Annotated in this window: 26 protein-coding genes; 12 read left to right on the forward strand and 14 right to left on the reverse strand. The window is 59.1% G+C overall.

Annotation, left to right across the window (positions count from 1 at the left end; genetic code table 11):
• Window position 1: 1 nt before the first annotated feature.
• The 4 genes from ACXHRN_RS02200 to ACXHRN_RS02215 form a co-directional block, all read right to left on the reverse strand.
• Window positions 2-1,084, reverse strand: coding sequence for an ABC transporter ATP-binding protein (locus tag ACXHRN_RS02200; RefSeq protein ID WP_488639719.1), 1,083 nt, complete (start codon window positions 1,082-1,084; stop codon window positions 2-4).
• Between the two features lie 14 nt (window positions 1,085-1,098).
• The gene (locus tag ACXHRN_RS02205; RefSeq protein ID WP_488639720.1) at window positions 1,099-2,181 is read right to left on the reverse strand and encodes an ABC transporter ATP-binding protein; all 1,083 of its coding nucleotides are present in this window, start codon (window positions 2,179-2,181) and stop codon (window positions 1,099-1,101) included.
• 63 nt (window positions 2,182-2,244) lie between these two features.
• Window positions 2,245-3,771: a glycerol-3-phosphate dehydrogenase gene (glpD, locus tag ACXHRN_RS02210; RefSeq protein WP_488639721.1), complete on the reverse strand. Its 1,527-nt coding sequence runs from the start codon at window positions 3,769-3,771 to the stop codon at window positions 2,245-2,247.
• A gap of 155 nt (window positions 3,772-3,926) precedes the next feature.
• Window positions 3,927-4,697, reverse strand: a complete 771-nt coding sequence (locus ACXHRN_RS02215; RefSeq protein WP_488639722.1) for a DeoR/GlpR family DNA-binding transcription regulator — start codon at window positions 4,695-4,697, stop codon at window positions 3,927-3,929.
• A gap of 165 nt (window positions 4,698-4,862) precedes the next feature.
• Here ACXHRN_RS02215 and ACXHRN_RS02220 point away from each other — a divergent pair, with 165 nt between their 5' ends.
• Window positions 4,863-5,795, forward strand: coding sequence for a UDP-glucuronic acid decarboxylase family protein (locus ACXHRN_RS02220; protein WP_488639723.1), 933 nt, complete (start codon window positions 4,863-4,865; stop codon window positions 5,793-5,795).
• Window positions 5,796-5,810: 15 nt separating this feature from the next.
• Here ACXHRN_RS02220 and ACXHRN_RS02225 read toward each other — a convergent pair whose 3' ends face one another.
• Complete coding sequence (locus ACXHRN_RS02225) at window positions 5,811-6,824, reverse strand: NAD(P)-dependent oxidoreductase (protein ID WP_488639724.1); 1,014 nt, start codon at window positions 6,822-6,824, stop codon at window positions 5,811-5,813.
• Window positions 6,825-6,949: 125 nt separating this feature from the next.
• Here ACXHRN_RS02225 and ACXHRN_RS02230 point away from each other — a divergent pair, with 125 nt between their 5' ends.
• On the forward strand, window positions 6,950-7,579 hold the full coding sequence (locus ACXHRN_RS02230; protein ID WP_488639725.1) for a nucleoside/nucleotide kinase family protein: 630 nt from the start codon (window positions 6,950-6,952) through the stop codon (window positions 7,577-7,579).
• Between the two features lie 160 nt (window positions 7,580-7,739).
• Here the strand turns inward: ACXHRN_RS02230 and ACXHRN_RS02235 are convergent, their stop codons facing one another.
• Both ACXHRN_RS02235 and ACXHRN_RS02240 read right to left on the reverse strand, forming a co-directional pair.
• Window positions 7,740-7,949 carry a cold-shock protein gene (locus ACXHRN_RS02235; RefSeq protein ID WP_488639726.1) on the reverse strand — a complete coding sequence of 70 codons (210 nt, stop codon included), beginning with the start codon at window positions 7,947-7,949 and terminating at the stop codon, window positions 7,740-7,742.
• A 288-nt stretch (window positions 7,950-8,237) separates the two neighbouring features.
• On the reverse strand, window positions 8,238-9,257 hold the full coding sequence (locus tag ACXHRN_RS02240; RefSeq protein ID WP_488639727.1) for an aldo/keto reductase: 1,020 nt from the start codon (window positions 9,255-9,257) through the stop codon (window positions 8,238-8,240).
• A gap of 181 nt (window positions 9,258-9,438) precedes the next feature.
• Between ACXHRN_RS02240 and ACXHRN_RS02245 the strand changes: the two genes are divergently transcribed.
• The 5 genes from ACXHRN_RS02245 to ACXHRN_RS02265 are packed head-to-tail and all read left to right on the forward strand — an operon-like array spanning window position 9,439 to window position 13,607.
• On the forward strand, window positions 9,439-10,245 hold the full coding sequence (locus ACXHRN_RS02245; protein WP_488639728.1) for a BtpA/SgcQ family protein: 807 nt from the start codon (window positions 9,439-9,441) through the stop codon (window positions 10,243-10,245).
• A 10-nt stretch (window positions 10,246-10,255) separates the two neighbouring features.
• Window positions 10,256-11,359 (forward strand): M42 family metallopeptidase, encoded by a 1,104-nt coding sequence (locus tag ACXHRN_RS02250; protein WP_488639729.1) that lies wholly within the window; start codon window positions 10,256-10,258, stop codon window positions 11,357-11,359.
• A gap of 11 nt (window positions 11,360-11,370) precedes the next feature.
• A complete protein-coding gene (locus tag ACXHRN_RS02255; RefSeq protein ID WP_488639730.1) occupies window positions 11,371-11,643 on the forward strand; it encodes a DUF6959 family protein in 273 nt (90 codons plus the stop codon).
• A 41-nt stretch (window positions 11,644-11,684) separates the two neighbouring features.
• Complete coding sequence (locus tag ACXHRN_RS02260) at window positions 11,685-12,065, forward strand: ribonuclease E inhibitor RraB (RefSeq protein ID WP_488639731.1); 381 nt, start codon at window positions 11,685-11,687, stop codon at window positions 12,063-12,065.
• 51 nt (window positions 12,066-12,116) lie between these two features.
• Window positions 12,117-13,607, forward strand: a complete 1,491-nt coding sequence (locus tag ACXHRN_RS02265) for an FGGY-family carbohydrate kinase (protein ID WP_488639732.1) — start codon at window positions 12,117-12,119, stop codon at window positions 13,605-13,607.
• Between the two features lie 221 nt (window positions 13,608-13,828).
• On the opposite strand, the gene ACXHRN_RS02270 is transcribed toward ACXHRN_RS02265, so the two are convergent.
• From ACXHRN_RS02270 to ACXHRN_RS02280, 3 genes are all read right to left on the reverse strand, one after another.
• Window positions 13,829-14,758, reverse strand: a complete 930-nt coding sequence (locus tag ACXHRN_RS02270) for a carbohydrate ABC transporter permease (RefSeq protein ID WP_488639733.1) — start codon at window positions 14,756-14,758, stop codon at window positions 13,829-13,831.
• Window positions 14,759-14,789: 31 nt separating this feature from the next.
• Window positions 14,790-15,896: a carbohydrate ABC transporter permease gene (locus tag ACXHRN_RS02275; RefSeq protein ID WP_488641802.1), complete on the reverse strand. Its 1,107-nt coding sequence runs from the start codon at window positions 15,894-15,896 to the stop codon at window positions 14,790-14,792.
• A gap of 134 nt (window positions 15,897-16,030) precedes the next feature.
• On the reverse strand, window positions 16,031-17,671 hold the full coding sequence (locus tag ACXHRN_RS02280; protein WP_488641803.1) for a substrate-binding domain-containing protein: 1,641 nt from the start codon (window positions 17,669-17,671) through the stop codon (window positions 16,031-16,033).
• 472 nt (window positions 17,672-18,143) lie between these two features.
• Between ACXHRN_RS02280 and ACXHRN_RS02285 the strand changes: the two genes are divergently transcribed.
• Genes ACXHRN_RS02285 through rbsK form a run of 3 tightly spaced genes read left to right on the forward strand, consistent with a single transcriptional unit; the run spans window position 18,144 to window position 20,655 of the window.
• Window positions 18,144-19,205 carry an ABC transporter ATP-binding protein gene (locus ACXHRN_RS02285; protein WP_488641804.1) on the forward strand — a complete coding sequence of 354 codons (1,062 nt, stop codon included), beginning with the start codon at window positions 18,144-18,146 and terminating at the stop codon, window positions 19,203-19,205.
• Between the two features lie 59 nt (window positions 19,206-19,264).
• Window positions 19,265-19,720, forward strand: coding sequence for an RbsD/FucU family protein (locus ACXHRN_RS02290; RefSeq protein ID WP_488639734.1), 456 nt, complete (start codon window positions 19,265-19,267; stop codon window positions 19,718-19,720).
• Window positions 19,721-19,731: 11 nt separating this feature from the next.
• Entirely contained in the window at window positions 19,732-20,655 is a 924-nt protein-coding gene (rbsK, locus tag ACXHRN_RS02295) for a ribokinase (RefSeq protein WP_488639735.1), read from the forward strand.
• A gap of 175 nt (window positions 20,656-20,830) precedes the next feature.
• On the opposite strand, the gene ACXHRN_RS02300 is transcribed toward rbsK, so the two are convergent.
• The gene (locus tag ACXHRN_RS02300; RefSeq protein WP_488641805.1) at window positions 20,831-21,175 is read right to left on the reverse strand and encodes a flagellar export protein FliJ; all 345 of its coding nucleotides are present in this window, start codon (window positions 21,173-21,175) and stop codon (window positions 20,831-20,833) included.
• Window positions 21,176-21,619: 444 nt separating this feature from the next.
• Between ACXHRN_RS02300 and ctrA the strand changes: the two genes are divergently transcribed.
• Window positions 21,620-22,321 (forward strand): response regulator transcription factor CtrA, encoded by a 702-nt coding sequence (ctrA, locus tag ACXHRN_RS02305; RefSeq protein ID WP_488639736.1) that lies wholly within the window; start codon window positions 21,620-21,622, stop codon window positions 22,319-22,321.
• 69 nt (window positions 22,322-22,390) lie between these two features.
• On the opposite strand, the gene ACXHRN_RS02310 is transcribed toward ctrA, so the two are convergent.
• Window positions 22,391-22,840 (reverse strand): MarR family winged helix-turn-helix transcriptional regulator, encoded by a 450-nt coding sequence (locus ACXHRN_RS02310; protein ID WP_488639737.1) that lies wholly within the window; start codon window positions 22,838-22,840, stop codon window positions 22,391-22,393.
• Window positions 22,841-23,038: 198 nt separating this feature from the next.
• Between ACXHRN_RS02310 and ACXHRN_RS02315 the strand changes: the two genes are divergently transcribed.
• Entirely contained in the window at window positions 23,039-23,764 is a 726-nt protein-coding gene (locus tag ACXHRN_RS02315; protein WP_488641806.1) for an alpha/beta fold hydrolase, read from the forward strand.
• Between the two features lie 91 nt (window positions 23,765-23,855).
• On the opposite strand, the gene ACXHRN_RS02320 is transcribed toward ACXHRN_RS02315, so the two are convergent.
• Both ACXHRN_RS02320 and chpT read right to left on the reverse strand, forming a co-directional pair.
• Complete coding sequence (locus ACXHRN_RS02320; protein WP_488639738.1) at window positions 23,856-24,224, reverse strand: response regulator; 369 nt, start codon at window positions 24,222-24,224, stop codon at window positions 23,856-23,858.
• A 128-nt stretch (window positions 24,225-24,352) separates the two neighbouring features.
• Window positions 24,353-25,003 carry a histidine phosphotransferase ChpT gene (gene chpT / locus ACXHRN_RS02325; RefSeq protein WP_488639739.1) on the reverse strand — a complete coding sequence of 217 codons (651 nt, stop codon included), beginning with the start codon at window positions 25,001-25,003 and terminating at the stop codon, window positions 24,353-24,355.
• Between the last annotated feature and the right edge of the window lie 115 nt (window positions 25,004-25,118).

Consider the following 25,118-nt stretch of genomic DNA (forward strand, 5'->3'; position numbering starts at 1 on the left):
CTCAGGCCTCCACGTTGCTGCGGTCGAAATCGACCCGCCAGGAATCGGCATAGATGTTGATACCCGCGGGATCGAAGCTGAGCTTCGGGTCTGCCGGCACGCTTTCATCCTCGCCGATAATTGCCGCGATCTCGCGACCTTCGAGATTGGCGCGCACGACCTTGTGGCGGCCGATATCTTCAATCTTGCTGATCGAGACCGGCATGCCCGTAGCGCCGAGGCGTACATATTCGGGGCGGATGCCAAGCTCGACGCCAGTGGCAGCCACCTTAGGCGCACCCGGCAAGGCGATCGCCTGCGAGCCGAGCCTGGCGATCCTGCCGTCGACGGTTACGGGCAGGACGTTCATGCCCGGCGAGCCGATGAAATAGCCGACGAATGTGTGCTTTGGCCGCTCGAACAATTCTGCGGGCGTGCCGATCTGCACGATGCCGCCGTCATACATGACCACGACCTGATCGGCGAAGGTCAGCGCCTCGGTCTGGTCATGGGTAACGTAAACCATGGTGTAGCCGAACTGACGGTGCAGCAGCTTCAGCTGCGACCGCAGCTGCCATTTCATATGCGGGTCGATGACCGTCAGCGGCTCGTCGAACAGGATGGCGTTGACATCGGAGCGCACCAGGCCGCGGCCGAGCGAGATCTTCTGCTTCTGGTCGGCGGTCAGCCTGCGTGCCTTCTTGTTGGCCCAGTCGGCGAGGTCGATGATATCAAGCGTCTCGCGTACCTTGCGGTCGACGTCAGGCTCCAGAATGCCGCGATTGCGCAGCGGGAAAGCCAGGTTGTCGTAGACGGTCATGGTGTCGTAGATCACCGGGAACTGGAACACCTGGGCGATGTTGCGTTCCTGCGTCGACAGCCGCGTCACGTCTTTGCCGTTGAACAGCAACTGGCCATGCGAGGGCGTCAGCAGGCCCGAGATGATGTTGAGAAGGGTGGTCTTGCCGCAGCCGGAGGGCCCAAGCAGCGCATAGGCGCCACCGTCCTCGAAGACGTGGTCAACTTCCTTCAGCGCGTAGTCGGACGGCTTTTCGGGGTTTGCCATGTAGGAATGGCGGATATGGTCGAGATTGATGCGTGCCATTGTGCCTCTTCCTCCTATGCCGCTCGGCTCAGCGGGCGGGATGCATTGCTCCCGTCGTCGCGAAAAGCGAGGAGATGACGCGTATCGAGATAGACCGTGATGCTGGTGTCGGGCGCCAGGTTATGAACGCCTTTGGCGAGCATCACCCATTTGTCGCTGCCGTAAACCAGGTGGATGAAGCTTTCCGAACCGGTGATTTCCGTGACGGTCACCCTGGCCTGAAGTTGTGCGGTCGCATTGCTTTGCTGTGCGGGCGACAGGTGATGCGGCCGGAAGCCGACCGTCAGCGGGCCGTCGTCAAGCGCCTGCATATCCCCGGGCACCGGGATTTCCGCACCGCCGTTGAATACGAAGATGTTTCCGCGTTTTACCGCGTCGATGGTATTGAGCGGCGGATCCGAAAACGTCTGGGCGGTGATCAGGTCGGCGGGCTTGCGGAACACATCGACAGTGAGCCCGAATTGCGTGACCGTACCCTCGGACAGCGTGGCCGTATTGCCGCCGAGCAGCAGTGCTTCGGACGGCTCGGTGGTCGCATAGACGAAGATCGCCCCGGTTTCGGCAAAGATCTTCGGCAGTTCGGCGCGCAGTTCCTCACGCAGCTTGTAATCGAGATTGGCGAGCGGCTCGTCGAGCAGCACCAATCCTGCATTCTTGACCATGGCGCGAGCGAGCGCGGTGCGCTGCTGCTGACCGCCGGAGAGTTCGAGCGGCAAGCGCTTGAGATAGGGCCCGAGCCGCAGGAGGTCGGCGGCCTTCATCACCTGACGGTCAATCTCGGCCTTATCCGTGCCTGCGACCCGCAGCGGTGAGGCGATGTTCTCGTAGACGGTCATGGCGGGGTAATTGATGAATTGCTGGTAGACCATGGCGATGTTGCGCGCCTGCACAGCTACGCCGGTGACGTCCTTGCCATCGAACCAGACGGAGCCCTTGGTCGGACGGTCGAGCCCGGCCATCAGCCTCATCAGCGATGTCTTGCCGGAAAGCGTTGGCCCAAGCAGGACGTTCAGGCTGCCTCTCTCGAGCCGCAGCGATACGTCGCGGATGTGCATGTCCGCGCCGACCTGTTTGGATACGTCCTTCAATTCCAGCATTCTTCCTCCTCCCAGTCGGAAATTGCGCTGCCTTGGCTCCCGTGAGCCACTATTTCCGACGGTCTACTGTGCTGCCAGCTGCATGTTGCCTGCCTGACGGCCCTTCAAGAATTCTTCCAAGACCTTGACGCCCTCCGCGTCGACCTTCAGACCCGTCTTGGTGCGGCGCCAGAGAATGTCCTCGGCGGCACCGGCCCATTCCTGGTCCATGAGATAGGTGATTTCGGCCTCGGTCAGATCGGCGCCAAACGACTTGCCGAGATCGGCCATCGACTTGGCCTTGCCGAGGATGGTCATCGCGTTGGTGCCGTAGAGGCGAACGAGCCGCTTGGCGTGTGCGGCGCCAAGGAAAGGATAGTCCTTGCTTACCTTTGCCAGAAGTCCGGCAAATCCCGATTTGTCGAAATCGCCGCCGGGCAGCGTCGCGCCGCGCGTCCATGGCTTGCCGCGCGCACCGAGCACCTCCTCGATCTTTTCGAGCATGGATTCGGCGAGCCGGCGGTAGGTGGTGATCTTGCCGCCGAATACGTTGATCAGTTGCGGCTCGCCTTCGGCACCTTCCGCCTTCAGAACGTAGTCGCGCGTGGCTTCCTGCGCCTTGGAGGCGCCGTCGTCATAGAGCGGGCGCACACCGGAATAGGTCCAGACGACGTCGTCGCGGCGGACCGGTTCACGGAAATATTCGCTGGCGCCGGCGCAAAGATAGTCGATCTCGGCATCGGTGATTTTGACGCCGGCCGGATCGGCCTTGTAATCCTGGTCGGTCGTGCCGATCAGCGTGTAGTCTTCCTCATAGGGGATGGCGAAGAAGATGCGGCCATCGTTGTTCTGGAAGAAATAGGCGCGCGGGTCGGTGAACTTCTTCTTGATGACGATATGGCTGCCCTGGACGAGCCGGACATTATGGGCGTTGCTGCCGGCTGCCTGTTGCAGCACTTTGTCCACCCAGGGCCCCGCCGCATTGACGAACAGGCGGGCGCTGATCGTTTCGCTACGGCCGGTGGCGACATCCTCGATCGTGATCGCCCAGAGGCCATTTTCGCGCCGTGCCGATGTCACTTTCGTTCGGGTGCGGATGATGGCGCCGCGGTCGGCGGCATCGCGGGCATTGAGAACCACGAGGCGGGCATCGTTGACCCAGCAATCGGAATATTCAAAGGCTTTGGCAAAGCGGTCCTTGAGCGGCTTGCCGGCCGGGTCCTGCTTGAGATTCAGCACCTTGGTCGCCGGCAGCGCCTTGCGGCCACCGATATAGTCATAGAGGAACAGCCCGAGCCGGATCAGCCAGGCGGGGCGCATATCCTTGTGCAGCGGCAGCACGAAACGCATCGGCCAGATGATGTGCGGCGCCATCGACCACAGCACTTCGCGTTCCATCAGCGCTTCGCGCACCAGACGGAATTCATAATGCTCGAGATAGCGCAGGCCGCCATGGATGAGCTTGGTCGAGCCCGAGGAGGTTCCCGATGCCAGGTCCTTCATCTCGGCGAGGAAAACCGAAAAGCCGCGCCCGACCGCATCACGCGCAATGCCGCAGCCATTGATGCCGCCGCCCGCAATGAAAATGTCGTGGACTACATCCACCGTCACTGGTTCAAATCCCCTTCGCAATGCAGCATATCTCGCAATTTCGAAACTAAAAGCATTCAAAACGAAAACAAAACGAATGTCAATCGAAAATCAAATCCAGGCGCGTTCTTGCCTCGATAGAACGCGAAACGCGGGCGGCTACAATCGCTGGCATGTCAGGGTTCGGGTGACGTTTCGATCAGTTCGACATTGTTCTCGCGACAGATCCTGCGGATATTGGGCGGAAAACAGCGGTCGGTCACGAACGTGTGAACCTGGGAAATATGGGCGATACGCACGGGCGCGGTGCGTTCGAACTTGGTGGAATCCGAAACCAGGATCACATGCCTGGCATTAGCGATAATCGCCTGAGCCACCTTCACTTCGCGAAAGTCATAGTCGAGCAAGGCGCCGTCGTCGTCGATGGCCGAGGCGCCGATCACGGCATAATCCACCTTGAACTGGCGGATGAAATCGACCGCGGCCTCGCCGACGATGCCGCCATCGGTGCCTCGTACGACGCCGCCGGCAATGACGACCTCGAACTGTGGGTAGACGCGCAACCTGTTGGCAACATTGATGTTGTTGGTGATTATCATCAACCGCCCGTGGTCAAGCAGCCCTTGGCTGACGGATTCCGTCGTCGTGCCGATATTGACGAACAGCGATGCATTGTCGGGGATCAGCCTGGCGGCGGCGCGGCCGATAGCATCCTTTTCCGCCGAGGCGATCTGGCGGCGCTGCTCGTACTGCATGTTCTCCATGCCCGACGGGAACATCGCGCCGCCGTGGATGCGGTTGAGCAGCTTCTTTTCGCACAAGTCATTGAGATCCTTACGGATCGTCTGCGGCGTGATCTCGAAGCGGTTCGCCAGTTCCTCGACGAGCACCTTGCCCTGGACCCTGGCGATATCGAGAATTTCCTTGTGGCGAGGCGAGAGAAACATTCGTGCGATCCATCAGCGAAAATCGGGGTCACGATAGAACGAAAAAAACGAAAGTAAAGGCACCTTCCCGAATCGCGGTGAATCACCGCAAGGTAAAACCCGCAAGGCCCGCGTAATCCGTACACTTTAAAAGCGGCTGATTCGATTGCAAGGACGTGATTTCAAATGAAAAGAATTCTGGTTACGGGCGGCGCAGGTTTCCTTGGCTCCCATCTTTGCAGCCGGCTGCTCGAGCGCGGCAATTTCGTGACCTGCCTCGATAACTATTTCACTGGCGCTGTCGATAACATCGCGCATCTGCGCGGCCACAACAATTTCGCGATGATCGAGCAGTCGGTCATCGATCCGGTAGACGTGAAGTTCGACGAGATCTTCAACCTGGCCTGCCCGGCGTCGCCAGTGCACTATCAGACCGATCCGATCTACACGTTCAAGACCAGCATCGTTGGGATGATGAACCTCTTGGAACTGGCGTCCAAGACCGGCGCCAAGATCCTGCAGGCCTCGACTTCGGAAATCTACGGCGATCCGCTCATTCATCCGCAGAAGGAATCCTACTGGGGCAACGTCAACACGATGGGCATTCGCTCCTGCTATGACGAGGGCAAGCGTGGTGCCGAGACGCTGATGTATGATTATCATCGCATGCGCGGCGTCAATATCCGCGTCATGCGTATCTTCAACACCTTCGGTCCGGGCATGAACAAGGCCGATGGCCGCGTCGTGTCGAACTTCATCGTCCAGGCGCTGAAGGGCCAGGACATCACCATTTTCGGCGACGGCAACCAGACCCGCTCGTTCTGCTATCGCGACGATCTCGTCGATGGCATGATGAGGCTGATGGATGCGCCCGACAGCATCAATTATCCCATCAACATCGGCAACCCCGGCGAATTTACCATGCGCGAACTTGCCGAGATCGTGCTGGAGCTGACGGGCTCGAAGTCGAAGATGGTGTTCATGCCGCTGCCGCAGGACGACCCGCTGCAGCGCTGCCCGGATATCACCAAGGCAAAGGAAGTGCTCGGTTGGGAGCCGAAAATTGCACTCCGCGAAGGCCTTGTCAGAACGATCGAGTATTTCAAAAGCGTGATCTGAGGTCGGGCTATTCCCTCAGGACTTGTCGATCGGTTTGCTGCGCAGCCGGCTGACGGTTTCACGCTCGGCGCGTTTGCAGGCGACGGGCGGCAGGTGACGGGAAATCTGGCCGAGATCCTCTAGTACCAGCTTACCGATATTCTGCAGCGCCGATGTCAGGGCGCCGGCCCGGTGTGCGGAGAACAGGATGTTCGGCACCTTGCGGATCGGATCGTCTGCTCGAACCGGCTCTTCGGGAAAGACATCGGTCGCGACCCGGATGCGGCCAGATTCTGCGAATTCCTTCAGCGCAGCAAAATCTGCCACAGCTGCGCGGCTGAGCAACAGCAGCTTGGCGTCTTTCTGCATCAGCGACAGCTTTTCGGCATTCAAGAGATGGGCGTTGTCGGTGGTGATCGTCGCCACCACGAAGACGAAGCGGCTTTTCGACAGCACGTCCTCCAGCGACGCCGGCTCGACGCCAAGGCGGAGCAGCGCGCCGTCCGAAAGCCATGGATCGTAAGCGCGGATGCGCGGCTGGAAGCCGGCCAGCAGCTTGTGTACGGCACGGCCGAGATCTCCGAAGCCGACGAAGCCGACATCGGCGCCGGCCAGCAATTCGGCCTCGTGGTTGCCGTCGAGGCCGTAGAGTTCCTTGCCGGCAACGAAATCGGCATGGCCGGTGTGGATGCCACGGGCGAGCGACAGAGCCATGCCGAGGCCGATTTCGGCGACCGGAGCCGCAAATACCGAGCTTGGGGCGATGACATGGATGCCACGCTGGAAGCAGGCCTCGTAATCAACATTCGGCAGGAAATTGGTCTCGACATTGACGATCGCCCGCAGCTTCGGTGCGATGTTCAGCCGGTTCTTTTCCATAGCCTGCTGGCTGATCAGCACATCGATGTTGGGCAAGTGCTGCTTGTAGAATTCCTCTCGGTCCTCGCCATTCCAGGCGACGACGTCGTAGGTGCTCATGAATGCCTTGAGGTCTTCAGCGTTGAAGATATCTTCGGCTGCCCGCGGTTCCGGGTCGAAAAGAATACGCATGGTTCCTCCCAGCAAATCTTGTAGTGTTGATCTACCTTTATCGCCTTCAGATTTGAAGGCAAGGTCTTGCAAAAGCTCTATCGCTGGGCAATTGACTGAGTGAACAGAGAAGTTCGGGAGGCAGCATGAGCAGGGACATCGATCTCGACAGTTTGACGCATGTGATTGCCGAACGCGGTGCAGAGGGGCGTTCGATCACCGCGATCGCCGGACCACCGGGATCGGGGAAATCGACTGTTGCCGAAGACATCGTCTACGCGCTCAATGCCCGCGAACCGGGCTCGGCGGCGGTCTTTCCCATGGATGGCTTTCACTATGACGATCTGGTGCTGATCCCGCGGGGCCTGCGCCCACGCAAGGGCGCGCCGGAGACGTTTGACGTTCTCGGTTTTTCCCACATGCTGGGGCGGCTTAGGGAGAATCGCGACAAGGAAATCGCGGTACCCGTCTTCGACCGCACGATCGAGATTGCGCGGGCTGGCGGCCGGATGATTCCGCAGCATGTGCGCCACATCGTGGTCGAGGGCAATTACATCCTGCTCGGGACGGGAGACTGGGCCGACCTGCACCGGCACTATGATACGACCGTGCTGATCTCGGTGCCGGAAGAAGAGCTTCGCCGTCGTCTCTCCGAGCGCTGGAAGGATCTGGCGTCGGAGGATTTCGCCTTCAAGATGGAAGAGAACGACCTGCCGAACGGCAGGTTGGTCATGAGCGACAGCGTCAAGCCGGAGTTTATTTTTCGGCAGGGGTAAGTCGCGTTCGTCGCGAGGCCCCTCATCCGGCCTTCGGCCACCTTCTCCTTGGAGGTGGCCCCAAGGGCCGGGTGAGGGGTGCAACAAGCGGAACGTCCCGAAAAGACCAAGGGCCCGGATTGCTCCGAGCCCTCGAAATCATCATCGCTATAAAGCGATATTATGCAGCAGCGAGATTGCCAGCAGCAGACTTGCCGGTGCGACGGTCAGCGAGCACTTCGTAGGAAATCTTCTGGCCTTCATTGAGCGTGGTCATGCCAGCGCGCTCGACAGCCGAGATGTGGACGAAAACGTCCGGGCCGCCGTTGTCAGGCTGAATGAAGCCGAAGCCCTTCTGCGAGTTGAACCATTTTACGATGCCAGTGTTCATCTGGGTATTCCTTTCAGGGACTTGCATTCGTTGTCTTTGCCGGCCGAAATAGCTGACGTTTATATCGATATATTCGTCTGCTGAGAGGTCGTTGGGCCGCGCACCGGGCGGTGGGGGAGCCAAGCCATTCGGCCTTAAAAAATCGATGCAAATCAAATGGCAGAAAAATTTGCCGGTTACAAGATAGTCCGGCTATGATTTTTTCCTGTTCTGGGACAGGTTGTGTCCATCCTGTCCCATATGCTTAAGCGGTTGCAATCAAGCACCCCATTCAGTGGAATGCTTGTCTCAAACCGGTGCATCCTCGCGCATCAGGCCTTGCGCCTTGAGGTCTGCCCAAAGTGCGGCGGGAATGGCCTTGTCCAGGATTGCGCGGTTGGAACTGACCTCGTCGACGCTCTGGCCGCCCGGGATCACCGAGACCACCGAGGGATGCAGCAGCGGGAAATTCAACGCGGCCTCGATCATTTTCACACCATGGCTTTCGCAGACGTCATTGATCTTGCGGACTTTGTCGATGACCTCCTGCGGGGCATTCGAATAATTGTATTGCGCGGTCTCCGAAGGGCCGCGCGCCAGGATGCCGGAATTGTAGGGGCCACCTAGGGTGATGCCGATGCCGCGCTTCTGGCAGAACGGCAGGAAGCTCGTGAGCGCCTCCTGCTCGAGCAGCGTATAGCGGCCGGCAAGCAGGAAGAGGTCGAAGTCGCCACGCTCAGCCAGCCTCTCGCAGATCTCCCATTCGTTGATGCCGCCGCCGAAAGCCTTGATGACACCCTGATCCCGCAGCGACAGCACGGCGTAGTAACCGCTCTTCATGAACGCATCGATATAGGCGTAGGCGGCTTCCTGCGAGCCATGGGTGTAGACGTCGAGGTCGTGGACATAGAGGATGTCGAAGCGGTCGAGGCCGGTGCGCTCGAACGATGCTTCGATCGAGCGCATGACGCCGTCATAGGAATAGTCGTAGACTTGGCGGCGGGTCGGGGTTTCGAAGAACTTGCCGATGGCGGTGCGCTCTTCCGGCGCACAGACTTCCAGGTAGCGGCCAACCTTGGTCGACAGCACATAGTCGTCGCGGTTCTTGGTCTTGAGGAAGCGACCCATGCGGGTTTCGGCAAGACCCAGTCCATAGAGGGGTGCTGTGTCGAAGTAGCGATTGCCGCTCTCCCAGGCGGCTTCGACCACCTGATAGGCGTCGTCGTCGGAAATGGCCTTGTAGAGATTGCCGAGCGGGGCAGAGCCGAAACCCAGCTCGCTGAAGTCAAGACCACCATTGCCGATGCGGTCCCAGTGACGAATTTTCATGTAGTTTCCTCCCGAAGACGGCGGTGCGAAACGCCCCATTCCGTCGAATGATTTTGGCCGGATTAAAAACAGTCGGGCGGTTGAAAGCAATTGTTTTTATTCGATTTCAAAAGCTCAGTGATGACAAGCGAGAATCGAAATGCAAATGTGCGACCGAATTATTCGCATGGAGGATTTTGCGTTGAGTGCCAAGTTGAAGCGTATTTTCGGCGACAGGAAGCCGGTCATTGCCATGGTGCATTTCGGCGCATTGCCGGGCGCACCGCTCTATGACAAAGCCGGCGGGCTCGAGGCGCTTCTCGCGGGTTGCCGCAACGACCTGCATGCGCTGCAGGATGCCGGCTTCGATGCCGTGATGTTCGGCAACGAGAACGACCGCCCCTACGAATTCAAGGTCGATGTCGCTTCGACCGCGACCATGGCCTATGTCATCGGGCAGCTGCGCTCCGAGATCACTATTCCGTTCGGCGTCAATGTCCTGTGGGATCCGGAGAGCTCGATCGCGCTGGCCGCGGCAACTGGTGCATCCTTCGTGCGCGAGATATTCACCGGTACCTATGCGTCCGACATGGGGCCGTGGAATCCGGATGCCGGCAAGGCGATGCGCTACCGCGACCGGCTGGGCCGCGAGGATCTGGCGCTGCTCTACAATATCTCGGCGGAATTTGCCTATTCGCTCGACCAGCGCAGCGTTGCCGATCGGGCGCGCAGCGCGGTGTTCTCTTCGATTCCCGACGCCGTGCTGGTGTCCGGCACCATCACCGGCGAGGCGGCCGAGATGGGGGATCTCGAAGCGGTCAAGAAGGTGCTGCCCGACACTTACGTTTTTGCCAATACCGGCGTCAAGCACGCTACGGTGCGCGATACGCTGAAGGTCGCCGATGGCGTCATCGTCGGCTCGTCGCTGAAGGTCGATGGCCACACCTGGAATGCGGTCGATGCCGAGCGCGCCAAGGAATTCATGCGGCTGGTCAAGATGGATCGCTAAGGAGCGCGGGATGAAAACGCGTCTGAGGAAGCTGCTGACCGATCTGATGCTGATCCCCGGCCTTTCAGGTTACGAGGGCCGGGTACGGCGCTATCTCAAGGCCGAGATGCAGGCGCTGGGGCTTGGCACCCGCACCGATCGGCTGGGCAATCTGATCGCCACGATCGACGGCGAGGCGGGCGCGCCGTCGGTGATGTTGTTCACCCACATGGACCAGCTGGGGCTGGTGGTGCGCAAGATCGAAAAGAACGGCTATGTCAGGGTCGAGCGGCTGGGCGGGGTGCCTGAGCGGGCGCTTGCCTCGCAGGCCGTGCTGTTCTCGATCGGCGAGGGCAGGGATGTGCCTGGGGTGATTGCCAACAAGGCGCATCATGCCACCCAGCCCGACGAGAAATACAAGGTCGTGGCCTATCCGGACCTCTATATCGATGCTGGCTTTTCGAGCGCCGAAGAGGTGCTGGCGGCGGGCATCGATGTCGGCACGCCAATCGTCTATCAGCCGAACATCGTTGAGTTGGCGGGCGACCGTATTGCCGGCACCTCGGTCGACGACCGGGCTGGCTGTGCCGTGGTGGTCGAGGTGGCGCGGGCGCTGGCCAAGGCCGACAAACGGCCGACGGTGCATATCGTCTTTTCGACTCTGGAGGAGTTCAACCTGCGCGGCGCGGTGACGGCGGCGCAGATGCTGCAGCCGGACATCGCCATCCAGATCGACCTGATCCTGGCAGCCGACACGCCTGATATGGGCAGCCGTGGCGACGTCAAGCTGGGCGAGGGGCCGGGCATGGCGATGTTCTCGTTTCATGGCCGCGGCACCCTGAACGGCACGATCCCGCATCCGGCGATGGTTGATTTGTTCGAGAAGACGGCTGCGGCTGAAAGCATCAACCTGCAGAAAAGCGCCCACATTGGCTGCCTGACGGATTCGTCCTATGTGCAACTGGTTGGCCAAGGCGTTGCTTCGATCGATATGGGGTTCCCAATGCGCTATTCGCATTCGTCGCTGGAACTGTGTGATCTGGGGGATCTGGAGGGGCTGACGAAGCTGCTGGTGGCCGGGATCGGCAGTCTCGGCCCGGGATTCAGTCTGGATCGGGATGATTTTGAGCAATAGGATTGCGGCAGATGCATATTGAGAATGTCGAGATTTTTTCCGATCGAACCAATGCAGCCATCATGCGACATCCAGGGCGAGCTTTCCCGGGCGTGCTCCTACAAGGAGATACGTTGTATATCTTATGTAAGCAGGCGGATGCTGCATGCCTGAGTGTCAAACGAGGATCGCCAGGATTCAGCGAGCTTAACGAACTCAGGAATTCGCTCAGGGCCTTTTTAACGCACTACAAATCGACCTTGGCTGAGCATGACATGGAACTGCCGTTCCTCGAACAGCCATAGGAATTCTGAGATCAGATTTGCTCGGAAGGGAAATTAGCTCGATGTCGCCAAAATGGTTCGATCCGCGTCGTTTTCTGGGATTCTCGCCTAGCACTGTTGATGACTTCCTGAAGAACGAAGCTGTCCGGGCCACACTGCGGCAGCAGGGAGACAAGGGAAAAGCACCAAGACCAATCGAGCACTATGCCTATTTCCCCACGTGCGAAGGATTAGATAGCTATCGTGAATTCATCACCTCGCGCGGCTATAAGGTCGAACGCGAGGACGTTAGCGCCAGGGGTACCGAGCAACTGGTTATCATTTTTTCGAAAGTTCAGGCCCCAGCCGCCATCGACAATGAAACCGTTCTTCTTGGTGACCATGCTCGACAGAGGGGCGGAGATTACGATGGATGGGAAACAGAAGTTGTCCGCCGGCCATAGTTGTCCGAAGGTTGATCCTTCGTCATCCGCCGAGCTTAGAATGGGTAAACCATGAAATACTATCTCGGCATCGACATCGGCACATTCGAATCCAAGGGCGTGCTCGTGGATGAGATGGGCGCGGTCGTGGCGCAGGCCGCCCGCCCACACAAGATGCTGGTGCCGCAGGCGGGCTGGGCGGAACATGATCCCGAGCAGGATTGGTGGGGCGATTTCTGCTTCCTGTCCAACAAGCTGCTTGCCGAGAGCGACATCGACCCCAAGGATATCCGTTCGGTCGGCGCGTCTGCCATCGGCCCCTGCATGCTGCCGGTCGACACCGAGGGCAATGCGTTGATGAACGGCGTACTCTATGGCGTCGACACACGGGCAGCCAAGGAAATCGACGATCTCAATGCTGCGCTCGGCGAGGAGAAGATCCTCGACCGCTGCGGCAATGCGCTGACCTCGCAATCCGTCGGGCCGAAGATCCTGTGGCTCAAGAACAACTGCCCCGACATCTATGAGAAGGCGGCGAAGATCGTTTCCTCGACCACCTTCATCATCCAGAAATTGACGGGTCGCTGCGTCATCGACCATTACACGGCGGCCAACTTCTCGCCGCTTTATGTGGTTGACGAACAGCGCTGGTCCGATGATCTCAATCCCGGAATCCTGCCGCTCGACAAGCTGCCCGAAGTGCTGTGGACCACCGAGATTGCCGGTGGCGTCACCCAGGCGGCTGCGCACGCCACTGGCCTTGCCGTTGGTACGCCAGTGATCTGCGGTACGATCGATGCTGCCGCTGAGGCTTTCTCCGTGGGCGTGCTGGATGCGGGCGACATGATGGTGATGTATGGCTCGACCATCTTCATCATCCTGCTGACGGAGAAGCGGGTGCGTGATGCGCGCCTCTGGTATGCGCCCTGGTTCTTCCCCGGCGAACACGCCTCGATGTCTGGGCTTGCGACATCCGGCACGCTGACACATTGGTTTCGCGACCAGTTCGGGCGCGATCTTGATCCGGTCACGGCTTTTGGCGAGCTTGCGAAGGAAGCATCGGACTCTCGGCCCGGCGCCAACGGTCTGGTGTTCCTGCCGTATTTTTCCGGCGAGCGGACGCCGATCCACGACACCAATGCCAAAGGCATGTTGTTCGGGCTCAACCTGACGCATACGCGCGGCGATATCTACCGGGCGCTGATCGAGGGTATTGCCTATGGCACCAACCATATTTTCGAGACCTATGCGGAAGCCGATGCGCGGCCCCGGCGGCTGATGGCTGTTGGCGGCGGCACCAAGAACCACATCTGGCTGGAGGCAACGTCGGACATTTCGGGCCTGCCGCAGATTCTGTGTGAAAAGACAGTCGGAGCATCCTATGGCAATGCGTTCCTGGCGGCGCTGGCGGTGGACGACGTGCGGCGCGAGGACATCGCGCGCTGGAATCCGGTGGACAGCGAAGTGCCGGCTGTGGGCGACAAGGCCTATGAAAAACAATACGAGATTTTCAAACGGCTTTATCTACAGACCAGGGATCTGATGGCGGAACTGGATAAGTAGCCGGCTCCGAACGATAATACCCCCTCATCCGGCCTTCGGCCACCTTCTCCCCGCTGGGGAGAAGAAGTAACCTGCTGAAGCGCCTGAGAAAAAGGGATATCCCGCATATGCGGGGCTTCCGGTAGATGAAGAGCACTGCGGTCCATTTCCTCTTCTCCCCAGCGGGGAGAAGGTGGCGCGTAGCGTCGGATGAGGGGGCCGGTGCAGCGAGGCAAGCGGCCTTACTTCACCGAGCCAGCAGTCATGCCCTTGATGATATAGCGCTCGAGGAAAATCCCGATGATGACAAGCGGCGCGATTGCGGCGGTAGAAAGGGCGGCCATCGACCACCAGTTGATGCCTTGCGAGCCGGTCTGGCTCGCCACCATGACCGGTATGGTCGTGGCATGCGTGGAGGTCAGCAGGGCCGCGAAGAAATACTCGTTCCAGCACAGCACCAGCGCCAGGATGAAGGCAGCGACCATGCCGGGGGCTGCGAGCGGAAAGACGATGCGGAAGAACGCGCCCCAGATCGACAGGCCATCGACAAGCGCTGCTTCCTCAAGCTCGATCGGGATGCCGCCGAACTGGTCGCGCATGATCCAGATGACGATCGGCAACACCATCAGCGTATAGAGCAGGATCAGCCCGATGGTGGTATCGAGCAGCGCCAGTTCCTTGTAGAGCGCCAGGAAAGGCAGCGCCAGCACCACCGGCGGCAGGATCAGCTGCGACAGGAAGAAGAACGAAATGTCCTTGTTGCGCATCCAGCCGATCTTGTAGGCAAAGCGGCTGAGTCCATAAGCGGCCAGCGAACCGATCAGCACGGCCAGCAGCGAGGCGCTGACCGAGGTGATGACGCTGTTGTAGAAGCGCTTGATGAATTCGTCGCGGACGGTGGACGGGCGAAAGATCGTGTCCGGCGACAGGCCGAGCGACCGCCAGCCGAGCCAATTGGGCTGGTAGCCGACCCAGGGCACGATGGCGCCTTTTTGCACGTCCTTGGCGACCTTGAACGTGGTCGTCAGCGTCCAGTAGATCGGAAACAGGCAGATGATCGTCCAGAGGGCCAAGGCGCCGTAGATGAAGAATCGGCCGAAATAGAACTTTGCCGACGTATCATTTTCTTGCGGGACGTCGGCGATGCGGATCGTTTCTGATAGGGTTGTCATGTCAGATATCCTCTTTCAGTCCGATGCGCATTCATTCCTGGCCGCTGGTGTTCCAGCGGCTGGCGAGTTTCAAAAGTCCGGTGACGAACAGGATGATCAGCACCAGATAGACGAAGGCCAGCATCGTGCCGTAGCCGACATTGGATCGCTCCCGGTACTCGCGGAAAATGAAGCTGGTCACCGTATCGGTCGCGCCACCCGGTCCGCCGGCGGTCACGTTAATGACGATGTCTGCAAGCTTGAGCTTGAAGATGACGCGCAGAATGACGGCGGTGATCGACACCGGCAGCATCAGCGGGAAGGTGATTTTCCAGAATGCCTGCCAGCCGGTGGCGCCGTCGACGCGGGCGGCTTCCTGCACTTCCTTCGGCATCGCCTGTAAACCGGCCAGCAGCATGATCAGCATGAACGGGATAAAGGTCCAGGCGTCCATGATCATGATCGAGGTGCGGGCAAGGCCCGGCGTTGAAAAGAAGGCGGGTTGACTCCAGCCGAGATGGCGCGCCAGCGTGGCCAGAGGGCCGAAGCGATACTCGCCAAGCGATTTGCCGATCATCCAGGATACGGCCACCGGGCTAAGCATGAAGGGCAGCAGGAAGGCAACGCGGAAGAACTTGCGTGCCTTGATCTCGGCATTCAAGAGCAGGGCAAGCCCGAAAGCGATCGCGTATTCGACGATGATCGCCAGGCTGTAGTAGATCATATTGACGATGGCGTTCCAGAAATACGGATCATGCCACATCTGCACGAGGTTATCGGTGCCGTTGAAATGTTGACCCGCGAAGGCTGAGAGGTTCCAATCGGTAAAGGCGATATACAGCCCGAACAGCGTCGGAAAAATCACCATGAATACGGTAAACAGGAATGCCGGCAACACGAACAGCAGCTTCTTGCCGGATTCGCCGTGGGCCATGACCAACGAAACGCCGAGCGCCAGGCACCACAGCACAACAGCGTAGAGCACCGGCTGCCAGTTGTCGAAGCCGAACGAGGTCTTGCCCGCCTTGAAGAGGCCCTCGACAAGGAACGAAACAATGACCAGTGCGCTTGCCGCCCACAAGATGACGCGGCCTAGCGTTCTCCTGCTGGCAGGTATCTCGGCGTCGGTGTTGACCGTGTAGAGCCGGTCGATCATCATTTCAGTCTGTTTGGCCATGCAGATACGGTCCTGTCAGTGCGTTCAGTCTTCTTGTAGCGCCGAATCGATGGCAGATACAAGAAATGGGCTGGCGACGTAACGCCGTCGCCAGCCCATGTTCAAGCGGTTGGTGCTCAGGCGCCGAGCGAGCTCTGGTAGAGCGCGATCTGCTTGTCGCGACCGATCTGGTCGGTCAGCTTTTCCCAGGCAGCGGCGATCTTGTCGGCACCTTCCTGCGCCGTCATCTGACCGGCAAAGATCTTCGCCAACTCGTCTTCCGCGACCGAATAGTACTGGAAGATACCCGGGATGCGCGGCTCGATGGCAGCGTTCGGGTGGTTGTAGGAGTCTTTTTCCGAGTTCAGATAGGACGTGATGAAGGCTTCGTCATAGCCGGCTTCGACCCATTCCGGAATGTTGAAGTGCGAGTTCCGGTAGGGCTGCATGCCTGACGGGTAAGCAGCCGTCCACAGCGAGATGTCCTTGCCGCCGAGATGGGCAGCAGCAGACCAGGCGGCCTTCTGCTTGACCGGATCGGCATCGACACGGGCCATGACATAGATGCCCCAGCCGATATAGGCCATGTTCGGTGCATAATTCGGACCGGAAGCAAGCTTGTCCCAAGCGCCGGTCTTGGCATTGTAGACGTCGTCCGAGCCGGGCAGGATCGAGAAGCCCACGGTTTCGCCGACAACGGAGCTGTCGGAGGTCTTGGCCATAGAGCCGACGTCACCCCACCAGGAGACCATCGAGCCGGTGCCGGCGAGGAACTGCTGGAAGGCAGTCGTGCCGGGGTCGGCATTGAGCTGGTCGGCCGGTTCGGAGGGCAGCGCGTCGATGACGTCCTGGATGGTGCGGACCCAGGCCGGATTGTTGATGCGCGGCTTCATCGTATCGGTGTCGAACAGCCAGGCCTTGTCATCGGGATGCTTGGCATAGGCCGTTGCGCGGGACGCCAGGAAGTAGAAGCCGAAGCCGCCCCAGCCTTTGGGGGCGTCGAGGTAGCCATAGAGATCGGCGCCGTCGAGCTGCTTGCCCTTGAGGAATTTGGTGACTTCCTGAACCTGCTGCCAGGTCTTCGGAACGGCCCATTCGCCCTGATGGCCTTCGTCCTTCCAGGCTTTGCCGAGGTCGGCGGAGCCGAATACATCGGTGCGATAGTTGAAGTTATGGCAGTCGCCATCGACCGAGATGCGGTAGGTCTTGCCATCCCAGGTGCCCACCGGAGCATGCAGATAGCCGACATAGTCATCCATTTCGATCTGGGTCTTGACCCAGTCCGGCATGACCGATGCAAGGCCCTTGCCGCAGACATCGCCTTCGAACGGCGCGCCCATTTCAAGGATGTCGAAGTCGACGGTGCCGGTGGCGATCGATTGCTGCAGGCGAGCATTATAGTCAGCCTGCGCAAGGTCGATCCAGTTGATCTTGGCGCCGGTATACTGTTCCCAGGCGTAAAGCAGGCCGCGGAACAGCACGTTGTGAAGGTTCTGGTTGTTGAGGCCCATGAACGAGAGCTCGACGCCCTTGAACTCGCCTTCTTTCACGGAAGCCTTGGTGGCGCCGAGGCACATCTCGCCGACCTTCTGCCAATCGGCGTCCGTCGGGGAACCCTTGCCAACACCCGGCACTTTCAGGATTTCGGCACGCAGGTTGTCCGCGGCAAATGCCGGCGTTGCCGCCATGCCCATGAATGCGGGACCGGCAAGCGCCATCGCGCTCACGCCTGCTGCGCCCTTCAGCAGATTGCGGCGGTTGATCGCCTGCTGGGCCATTAATTCGTAGAGTTCTACTTTCACGCCATATCCTCCCTCAATGGTTACTTAAACGGAAATATTACTCCCAACACCTCCGCCCTCGCGCCGCAATCTTGCACAGCAGTCACATTGGACGCAAATTGTATTTTATCGCCATTATTAAGGACAGCGAGGCCGTCTGATCGCATTTGTATTTCGGGACTATTTCCATTTAATGCGATGGAAAATAAAACCTTTGCAGGATTGGCGTCAATCGGCATTTTTCAAGTAATTATATTGCATTGCAATATTAGTATGATGCAACGCGAGCGGCCGCCACAGCAAAATCAGTGGACAACACAGGAGGCCTCGGTTAGAGGATTTCAAAATTGCAGCGCTTTGCACTTCTGCGACAGGTGCCCATTGGATTGGTATTTTTGCAACCAACCGGTGCGTCGCCAGCAGCAGTGCGGTGGGCGTTTGCAGGGCAGCGTCAAGTCGGGGAGGGATGATGTCTCAAGTTCTGGTTCAGGATGTGCGCAAGGCCTATGGCACGATGGAGGTCATCCACGGGGTGGATATCAACATCGCCGATGGCGAGTTCGTTGTCCTCGTTGGCCCCTCGGGCTGTGGAAAATCAACGCTTTTGCGCATGATCGCCGGGCTTGAGAGCATTACGGGCGGCAAGATCGCCATCGGCGAACGGGTGGTCAACAACGTGCCGCCGTCCGATCGCGACATTGCCATGGTGTTCCAGTCCTATGCGCTTTATCCGCATATGAAGGTCCGGGAGAACATGGCGTTCTCCCTGAAGTTGAAGAAGACCGAGCCAGCGGTGATCGACGAGCGCGTCAAATCGGCGGCCGGCATCCTCGGGCTGACGCCTTATCTCGACCGTTATCCACGACAATTGTCGGGCGGCCAACGCCAGCGCGTGGCCATGGGCCGGGCGATCGTGCGCAATCCACAGGTCTTCCTGTTCGACGAGCCGCTCTCGAACCTCGATGCCAAGCTGCGCGTGCAGATGCGCACGGAGATCAAGGAACTGCACCAGCGGCTCAAGACGACGACAGTCTATGTCACCCACGACCAGGTCGAGGCGATGACCATGGCTGACCGTATCGTCGTGCTGCAGGACGGCAATGTCGAACAGATCGGCGCGCCGCTCGATCTCTACGACAACCCCGCCAACCTGTTCGTGGCGACCTTCATCGGTTCGCCGTCGATGAACCTCATCAAGGGCAAGGCGAGGATCATCAATGGCGAAATCTTCGTCGAGGCCGGCAACGTGCTGTTTCCGGCTGGCTCGCATCACCAGGTGACCGAGGGGCAGGACGTGACCTACGGCATCCGCCCTGAGCATCTCGAGATTGCCGAGGACGGCTTTGAGGGCAAGGTCGGCGTGGTCGAGCCGACGGGTTCGGAAACCATGGTGTTCGTGCATCTCGGTGGCCGCGATATCCTGGCGCTGTTCCGCGAGCGGCATATGTTCTCGCCGGGCCAGGCGATCAAGCTCAAGCCGCGCAAGGATGCAGCTCATATTTTCGACAGCGCGACCGGCAAGCGAGTCTGACCGCAAATCTACTGATGGCCCTTGCGGAAGAGGGCCGAATGCCATTCTGGAGGAAAGCCATGCTTAAAGGTATCTCGCCGCTTCTCAATGCGGATGTTCTCTACGCGCTCAAGGCCATGGGCCACGGCGATTATCTGATCCTGTCCGATCTCAACTTTCCGTCGGATTCCGTCGCCCAGCAGACCACCTATGGCAGCCTGCTGAGGATGGAGAACACCACCTCTGCCGAAGCCGCCGAAGCGATCCTGTCGCTGATGCCGCTCGACAGCTTCATCGACAATGCTGCACAGCGCATGGAAGTCGTCGGTTCGCCCAGCGAAATCCCTGAAGTGCAGAAGGAAGTGCAGTCGGTGATCGACAAGGCCGAAGGCAAGCATTGGCCACTGGTGCCAGTCGAGCGCTTCGCCTTCTACGAAGTCGCCAAGAACGCCTATTGCGTTATCCAGACCGGTGAGCGCCGTTTCTATGGCTGCTTCGTGCTGACCAAGGGCGTTATCCCGCCGGATGCGAAGTAAACGGTGCGATCATGAAGCATGACATTGTCATTCTCGGTGTGTTCGTGGCCGATACGGCCTATCGCGCCAGCCGCCAACCGAAGATGGGCGAGACGTTGCTCGGCAACGGTTTTGCGCTGGGGCCAGGCGGCAAGGGTTCAAACCAGGCAGTGGCCGCGGCGCGCGCCGGCGGCGACACGGCGTTCCTGTCCAAGCTCGGCGTCGATGCCTTCGCCGACATGGCGATGAAGACCTGGGAAGAGGCGGGCGTCCATCCGGCCATCACCCGCGATCCCTCGAGCTATACCGGTGCCGCCTATATCTTCGTCGAGGAAGGCACCGGCAACAACGCGATCATCGTCTCGCCGGGTGCTGCCGCAACCATCTCCCCGGCCGACATGGACGCCAATGCGGACTTGATCGGCGGGGCAAAGATCTTCGTGACCCAGCTCGAGCAGCCGCTCGATGCGGCGGTGCGGGCATTGGAGATTGCTCGCAAGGGCGGCGCAATCACCGTGCTCAATCCGGCGCCGGCGCAGAAGCTGGATGCCTCCGTCTTCGCACTCTGCGATTATGTGACCCCCAACGAGACCGAGACGGAAATCCTGACGGGATTGCCGGTCACCAATCTCGATGAAGCCAAAGTCGCGGCCGATAGGCTGCTGGAACTGGGTGTCAAGACGGCAATCATCACGCTCGGCTCGCAAGGCGCGTTGTATCATAGCAAGACGGAGTCGGTGCTCGTTCCTGTCTTCAGGGCAGGCCCCGTGGTCGAGACGACAGGGGCAGGGGACGCATTCAATGGCGGCTTTGCCGCTGCCATCGCCAAAGGCATGACGCCGCTCGATGCCGTCCGCTTCGGTTCCGCAGTCGCCGGCATATCGGTGACCCGTCCTGGCACCGCGCCATCGATGCCGAAGCTCGAAGAGGTCGAGGCGCTGCTCGCGCGCGGCTGATCCATTCACAGCATTAAAAATCGGAAAGGCCCCGCTGCGTTGTCGCAGCGGGGCCTTTGCTTTTGAAACAACGATAGCCGGATCACAATCCGGCTGGCCAAATCCAGGGCGCAGTCGAACACCCCGGCCGTGGCCTGGGTTTGGCTTGATCGATGTGTCGAACGGATGTGCGCCGTCAGGCGCGCATTCTCAGGTCCCGTTCCTCAAGTGCCGAGGCCTTGTCGAACTCGGACTGGAGTTCATCCACCAACGCTTCCGCGCCCTCCTGCTGGACTTTCAATTCCTTGATCGAGACCTGTAGATTATCGGACCGCTGGCGAGCGGCCTTGGCAAAGGTCGAATAGGCAAAATGGCTTGGATCAGTGATGCCGGATTTCTTTTCTTCATATTGAATCTGGTTCTCCAGATCCTTTGCCATACGCTCAAATTCGGCCATCATCATCTGAAGCTGTTTCAACTGACGGCGTTTTTCCTTCAGCTGGAATTCCTTCAGACGGACTAGGCTCTCACGCGACTTCATACGCAATACTCCGTGGATAGCGAGACCCCGGTTAACAGGAATAATCCCGTTTCCGACCCCATCTTCATGACGGACCGAAAAAAAATTCACCGACGTTAATAATTATATAACGGCGGTAACCTTTCATTTACGGGCATCGTTAATGATAACGACGATCATTTAAAGGTCGGTAAATGGCGAAACAGTTCGTGCCGATTTGACTAAGAATGAGTCCGGAGAGTCATTTGGCGCCATTGGTTAATGTAAAACATTAAAATGGTAATGTGAAAATACCTATGAAAAACAGTTGTCTGGAAAAATTATTTAACAAAGTCGATACATCTTGCCAGGATGAATCAGAATTTGTTAACCATTCCATGGCAGCCTCCAAATCAGCCAAAAGCTGGATCCTGGCCGGATGGGGAGTTTGCAACCTTTCAAGGCGGCGGAAAAGGGGATGAATTTATGCGGGTTCTACTAATTGAAGATGACAGCGCGACAGCGCAGAGCATCGAACTAATGCTCAAATCCGAGAGCTTCAATGTCTACACCACCGATCTCGGTGAAGAAGGCGTCGACCTCGGCAAGCTCTATGACTACGACATTATCCTGTTGGACCTTAACCTGCCCGACATGTCGGGCTACGAAGTGCTCAGGACCCTGCGTCTGTCCAAGGTCAAGACGCCGATCCTCATCCTTTCCGGCATGGCCGGTATCGAGGACAAGGTTCGCGGTCTCGGCTTCGGCGCCGACGACTACATGACCAAGCCGTTCCACAAGGACGAACTGGTGGCGCGCATTCATGCGATCGTGCGCCGCTCCAAGGGTCACGCCCAGTCGGTGATCATCACCGGCGACCTGATCGTCAACCTGGATGCCAAGACTGTCGAAATCGGCGGTCAGCGCGTTCACCTGACGGGCAAGGAATACCAGATGCTGGAGTTGCTCTCGCTCCGCAAGGGCACCACGCTTACCAAGGAAATGTTCCTCAACCATCTCTATGGTGGCATGGACGAGCCTGAACTGAAAATCATCGACGTGTTTATCTGCAAGCTTCGCAAGAAGTTGGCAGCAGCGGCCGGTGGCGCGAACTACATCGAAACCGTGTGGGGACGCGGTTACGTGCTTCGCGAGCCGGATACAGCGGAATATATGGAAACCGCGTAAGCCTTTAGCCTTCGACAAGACCTGCAGGAACCCGCTCCGAACCATCGGGGCGGGTTTTTCATTTTGGGGTCACCCAGGGTTACCGTTCGCGGCCAACCCATCCCGCAGTGCCTGGACCTTTTCATTAAGGTCGATCATCTGGGGCACCGTGAAGCCCGAGCGGCGCAGAAGTGTGTCGGTGAGGCATCCTGTCTTTGCATGCAGCTCCTTTCCCTGCTGGCTCAGAAACACCTCGACAAGCCGCTCATCCACAGCACTTCTTCTTCTAATCACGAAGCCGGCTGCCTCCAGCCGTTTCACGGCGGGAGTGATGGTGCTTGGCTCCAGCCCGAGGCGGTCGGCGATTACCGATATGCTCAGTCCATCGTGTTCCCAGAGGGTGCTCAATGCTAGATACTGGGTGTAGGTTACCCCCAGGTCATCGAGTAATGGCTTGTAGGCCCTGTTGATCGCGATGGCGGTCGAGTAGATCGAGAAGCACAATTGGCTGTCGAGCGGCAAGGTGGGGGTGTCTGGCATGGCTTTCTCCGAAATTATGTTGCAACGTTTTCAGCATATTATCACAAAAATGATTATTGCGATAAGAAAAAACTAGACAGCGGCCGAAATATCGCCTATCAAATGCATATCGCGATAATGATTATCGCGAAATCAAACCCAAAAGGAGTTACGCAAATGACCAAGAATTCCCTGCTCGCTGCCGCCGCCTCGATCGTCATGGCCGCTACCGGTGCCACCACCGGCGCTGCCCAACCGACCGGTGTCAAGAATATCGTCCTGGTTCACGGCGGCTTTGTCGATGGCTCGGGCTGGAAGGGCGTCTACGACATCCTGAAGAACGACGGCTACAATGTCAGCATCGTCCAGAACCCGACGACGTCGCTTGCCGATGACGTTGCGGTCACCAAGCGCACCATCGACCAGCTCGACGGCCCCGTCGTGCTCGTCGGCCATTCCTACGGCGGCGTCGTGGTCAGCGAAGCCGGCACCAATGAGAAGGTCAAGTCGGTGGTCTACATCGCTGCCTTCGCCCCCGACAAGGGAGAGTCGGTTTCTTCCCTGATCGCCAATCCGCCAGCCGGCGCGCCTGTTCCGCCGATCCTGCCGCCGGTCGATGGCTTCCTGATGCTGGACAAGGCAAAGTTCGCCGCCTCGTTCGCTGGCGATGTGGATGCCGAGACCGCATCCTTCATGGCTGACTCGCAGGTTCCCTGGGGTGTCGAAGCGCTCACCGGTGCCGTGACCGACCCGGCCTGGAAGAGCAAGCCGAGCTACTACCTCGTCGCCGCTGATGACCACATGATCCCGCCGCCAGCGCAGCGTCTGATGGCAAAGCGCGCCGGTTCCACCGTGGTCGAAGTTCCCGGAAGCCATGCCATCTATGTCTCGAACCCGAAGGCCGTTGCCGATCTGATCGAAAAGGCCGCGACGACCGCCAAGTGATACGTCGACAGTGCGGCGAACTCGCCAAATCAAAAAGTCCGTCCCGATTGGGGCGGACTTTTTGCATGTGCAGACGGTGGAAACCGTGGCTTCAGGCGGCGGCCGAGATCTTGATTCTGGAAAAGACCTCGCGCAGCGCCTTGCGGTCGAAAGGTTTCAGCACGACGTCGTTGGCGCCGGCGTTCTTCGCCGCCATCAGCGTGCGCAGGTCGGCCTTGGAGACGCTGTAGAGAATGTTGAGGAACTGGCTGTTCGGCAGCATGCGCAGGTTCTGCACGAGCTCAAGCGAGCCATCGAGGCTCGAATCGACGATGACGACATTGGGCATCTCTGCCTGGCATCGGACGAGCGCATCCAGCGTGCCCGAGGCTTCCCGGGCGGTGAAACCGAATTCGGCAAGGATCAGGCTGCAAACCTTGCAGATGGCGTCGGACTGATCGACAATAAGCACGTTGGGCATTTGGTCCTCGTTGCCGCATCGCGGCACGTTCTGCTCTCCCTTTCAAAGTAAAGAAGAAAGCATAACAGTTTCTTACCGCGTGTATCGACGTGGTACTTCAATGTTTCAGAACGTGCGAGGTATTGTCCTTATTCGGTACCGCCGAGTTCGGCCGTATAGACCAGCGCTTCGTCGGTCTGGGTCGCCGTCAGCACGAAGCCCGCTTCGTCTGCCAGCATCACCGTGTAGTAGGGCTGGATGGTGTGGGCATCGATGGCTTCCTCGATATGGCCGGAATTGATTTCGAGGAATTTCGGCGGCAGGCGCATGATGCGGCCCTTGGCGGTGATCGTGAACTTTGCGTCGGTTTCCGGATTTTCGAGGATGACATCCATCGAGCCGCCGCGCGGGATCGAGCCGTAGGCAACGAGAAAGAGGTTCATCAGCAGCTTGACGCGGTTCTTGGCGATGATGGCGCGCGGGCCGCTCCAGGTGATCTCGGTCTTCTTTTCGGCGATGGCATAATCGCGCAGCGCCTTTTCGGCCTCGCCGGTATCGATCGAGGCACCGACAGAGCCGGACGCACCGAAGGCGAGCCGGGCAAGCTTGAGGCGGACCGAAGCATTGAGCGCCGAGGTGCGGATCAGGTCGAGCGCGTCAGCATCGGAGCCGCCTTCGTCGAGCAGTTCCAGACCATTGTTGATGGCGCCGACCGGCGAGATCACGTCATGGCAAACCCGGCTGCAGAGCAATGCAGCGAGATCGGATCCTTCAAGGGTCAGATTCGGGTTCTTAGCCATTTAGTCCTCCTGGTGACGCGGGCCACAAGGCGGTCCGGCCAGCGCACGTGTCGTTGCATAAACGGGCAAATCACGACAGCGAGACACGAGAATCGCGGCAAGCGTCGGGAATGCT

Source organism: Shinella sp. OV683 (genome assembly GCF_057787725.1).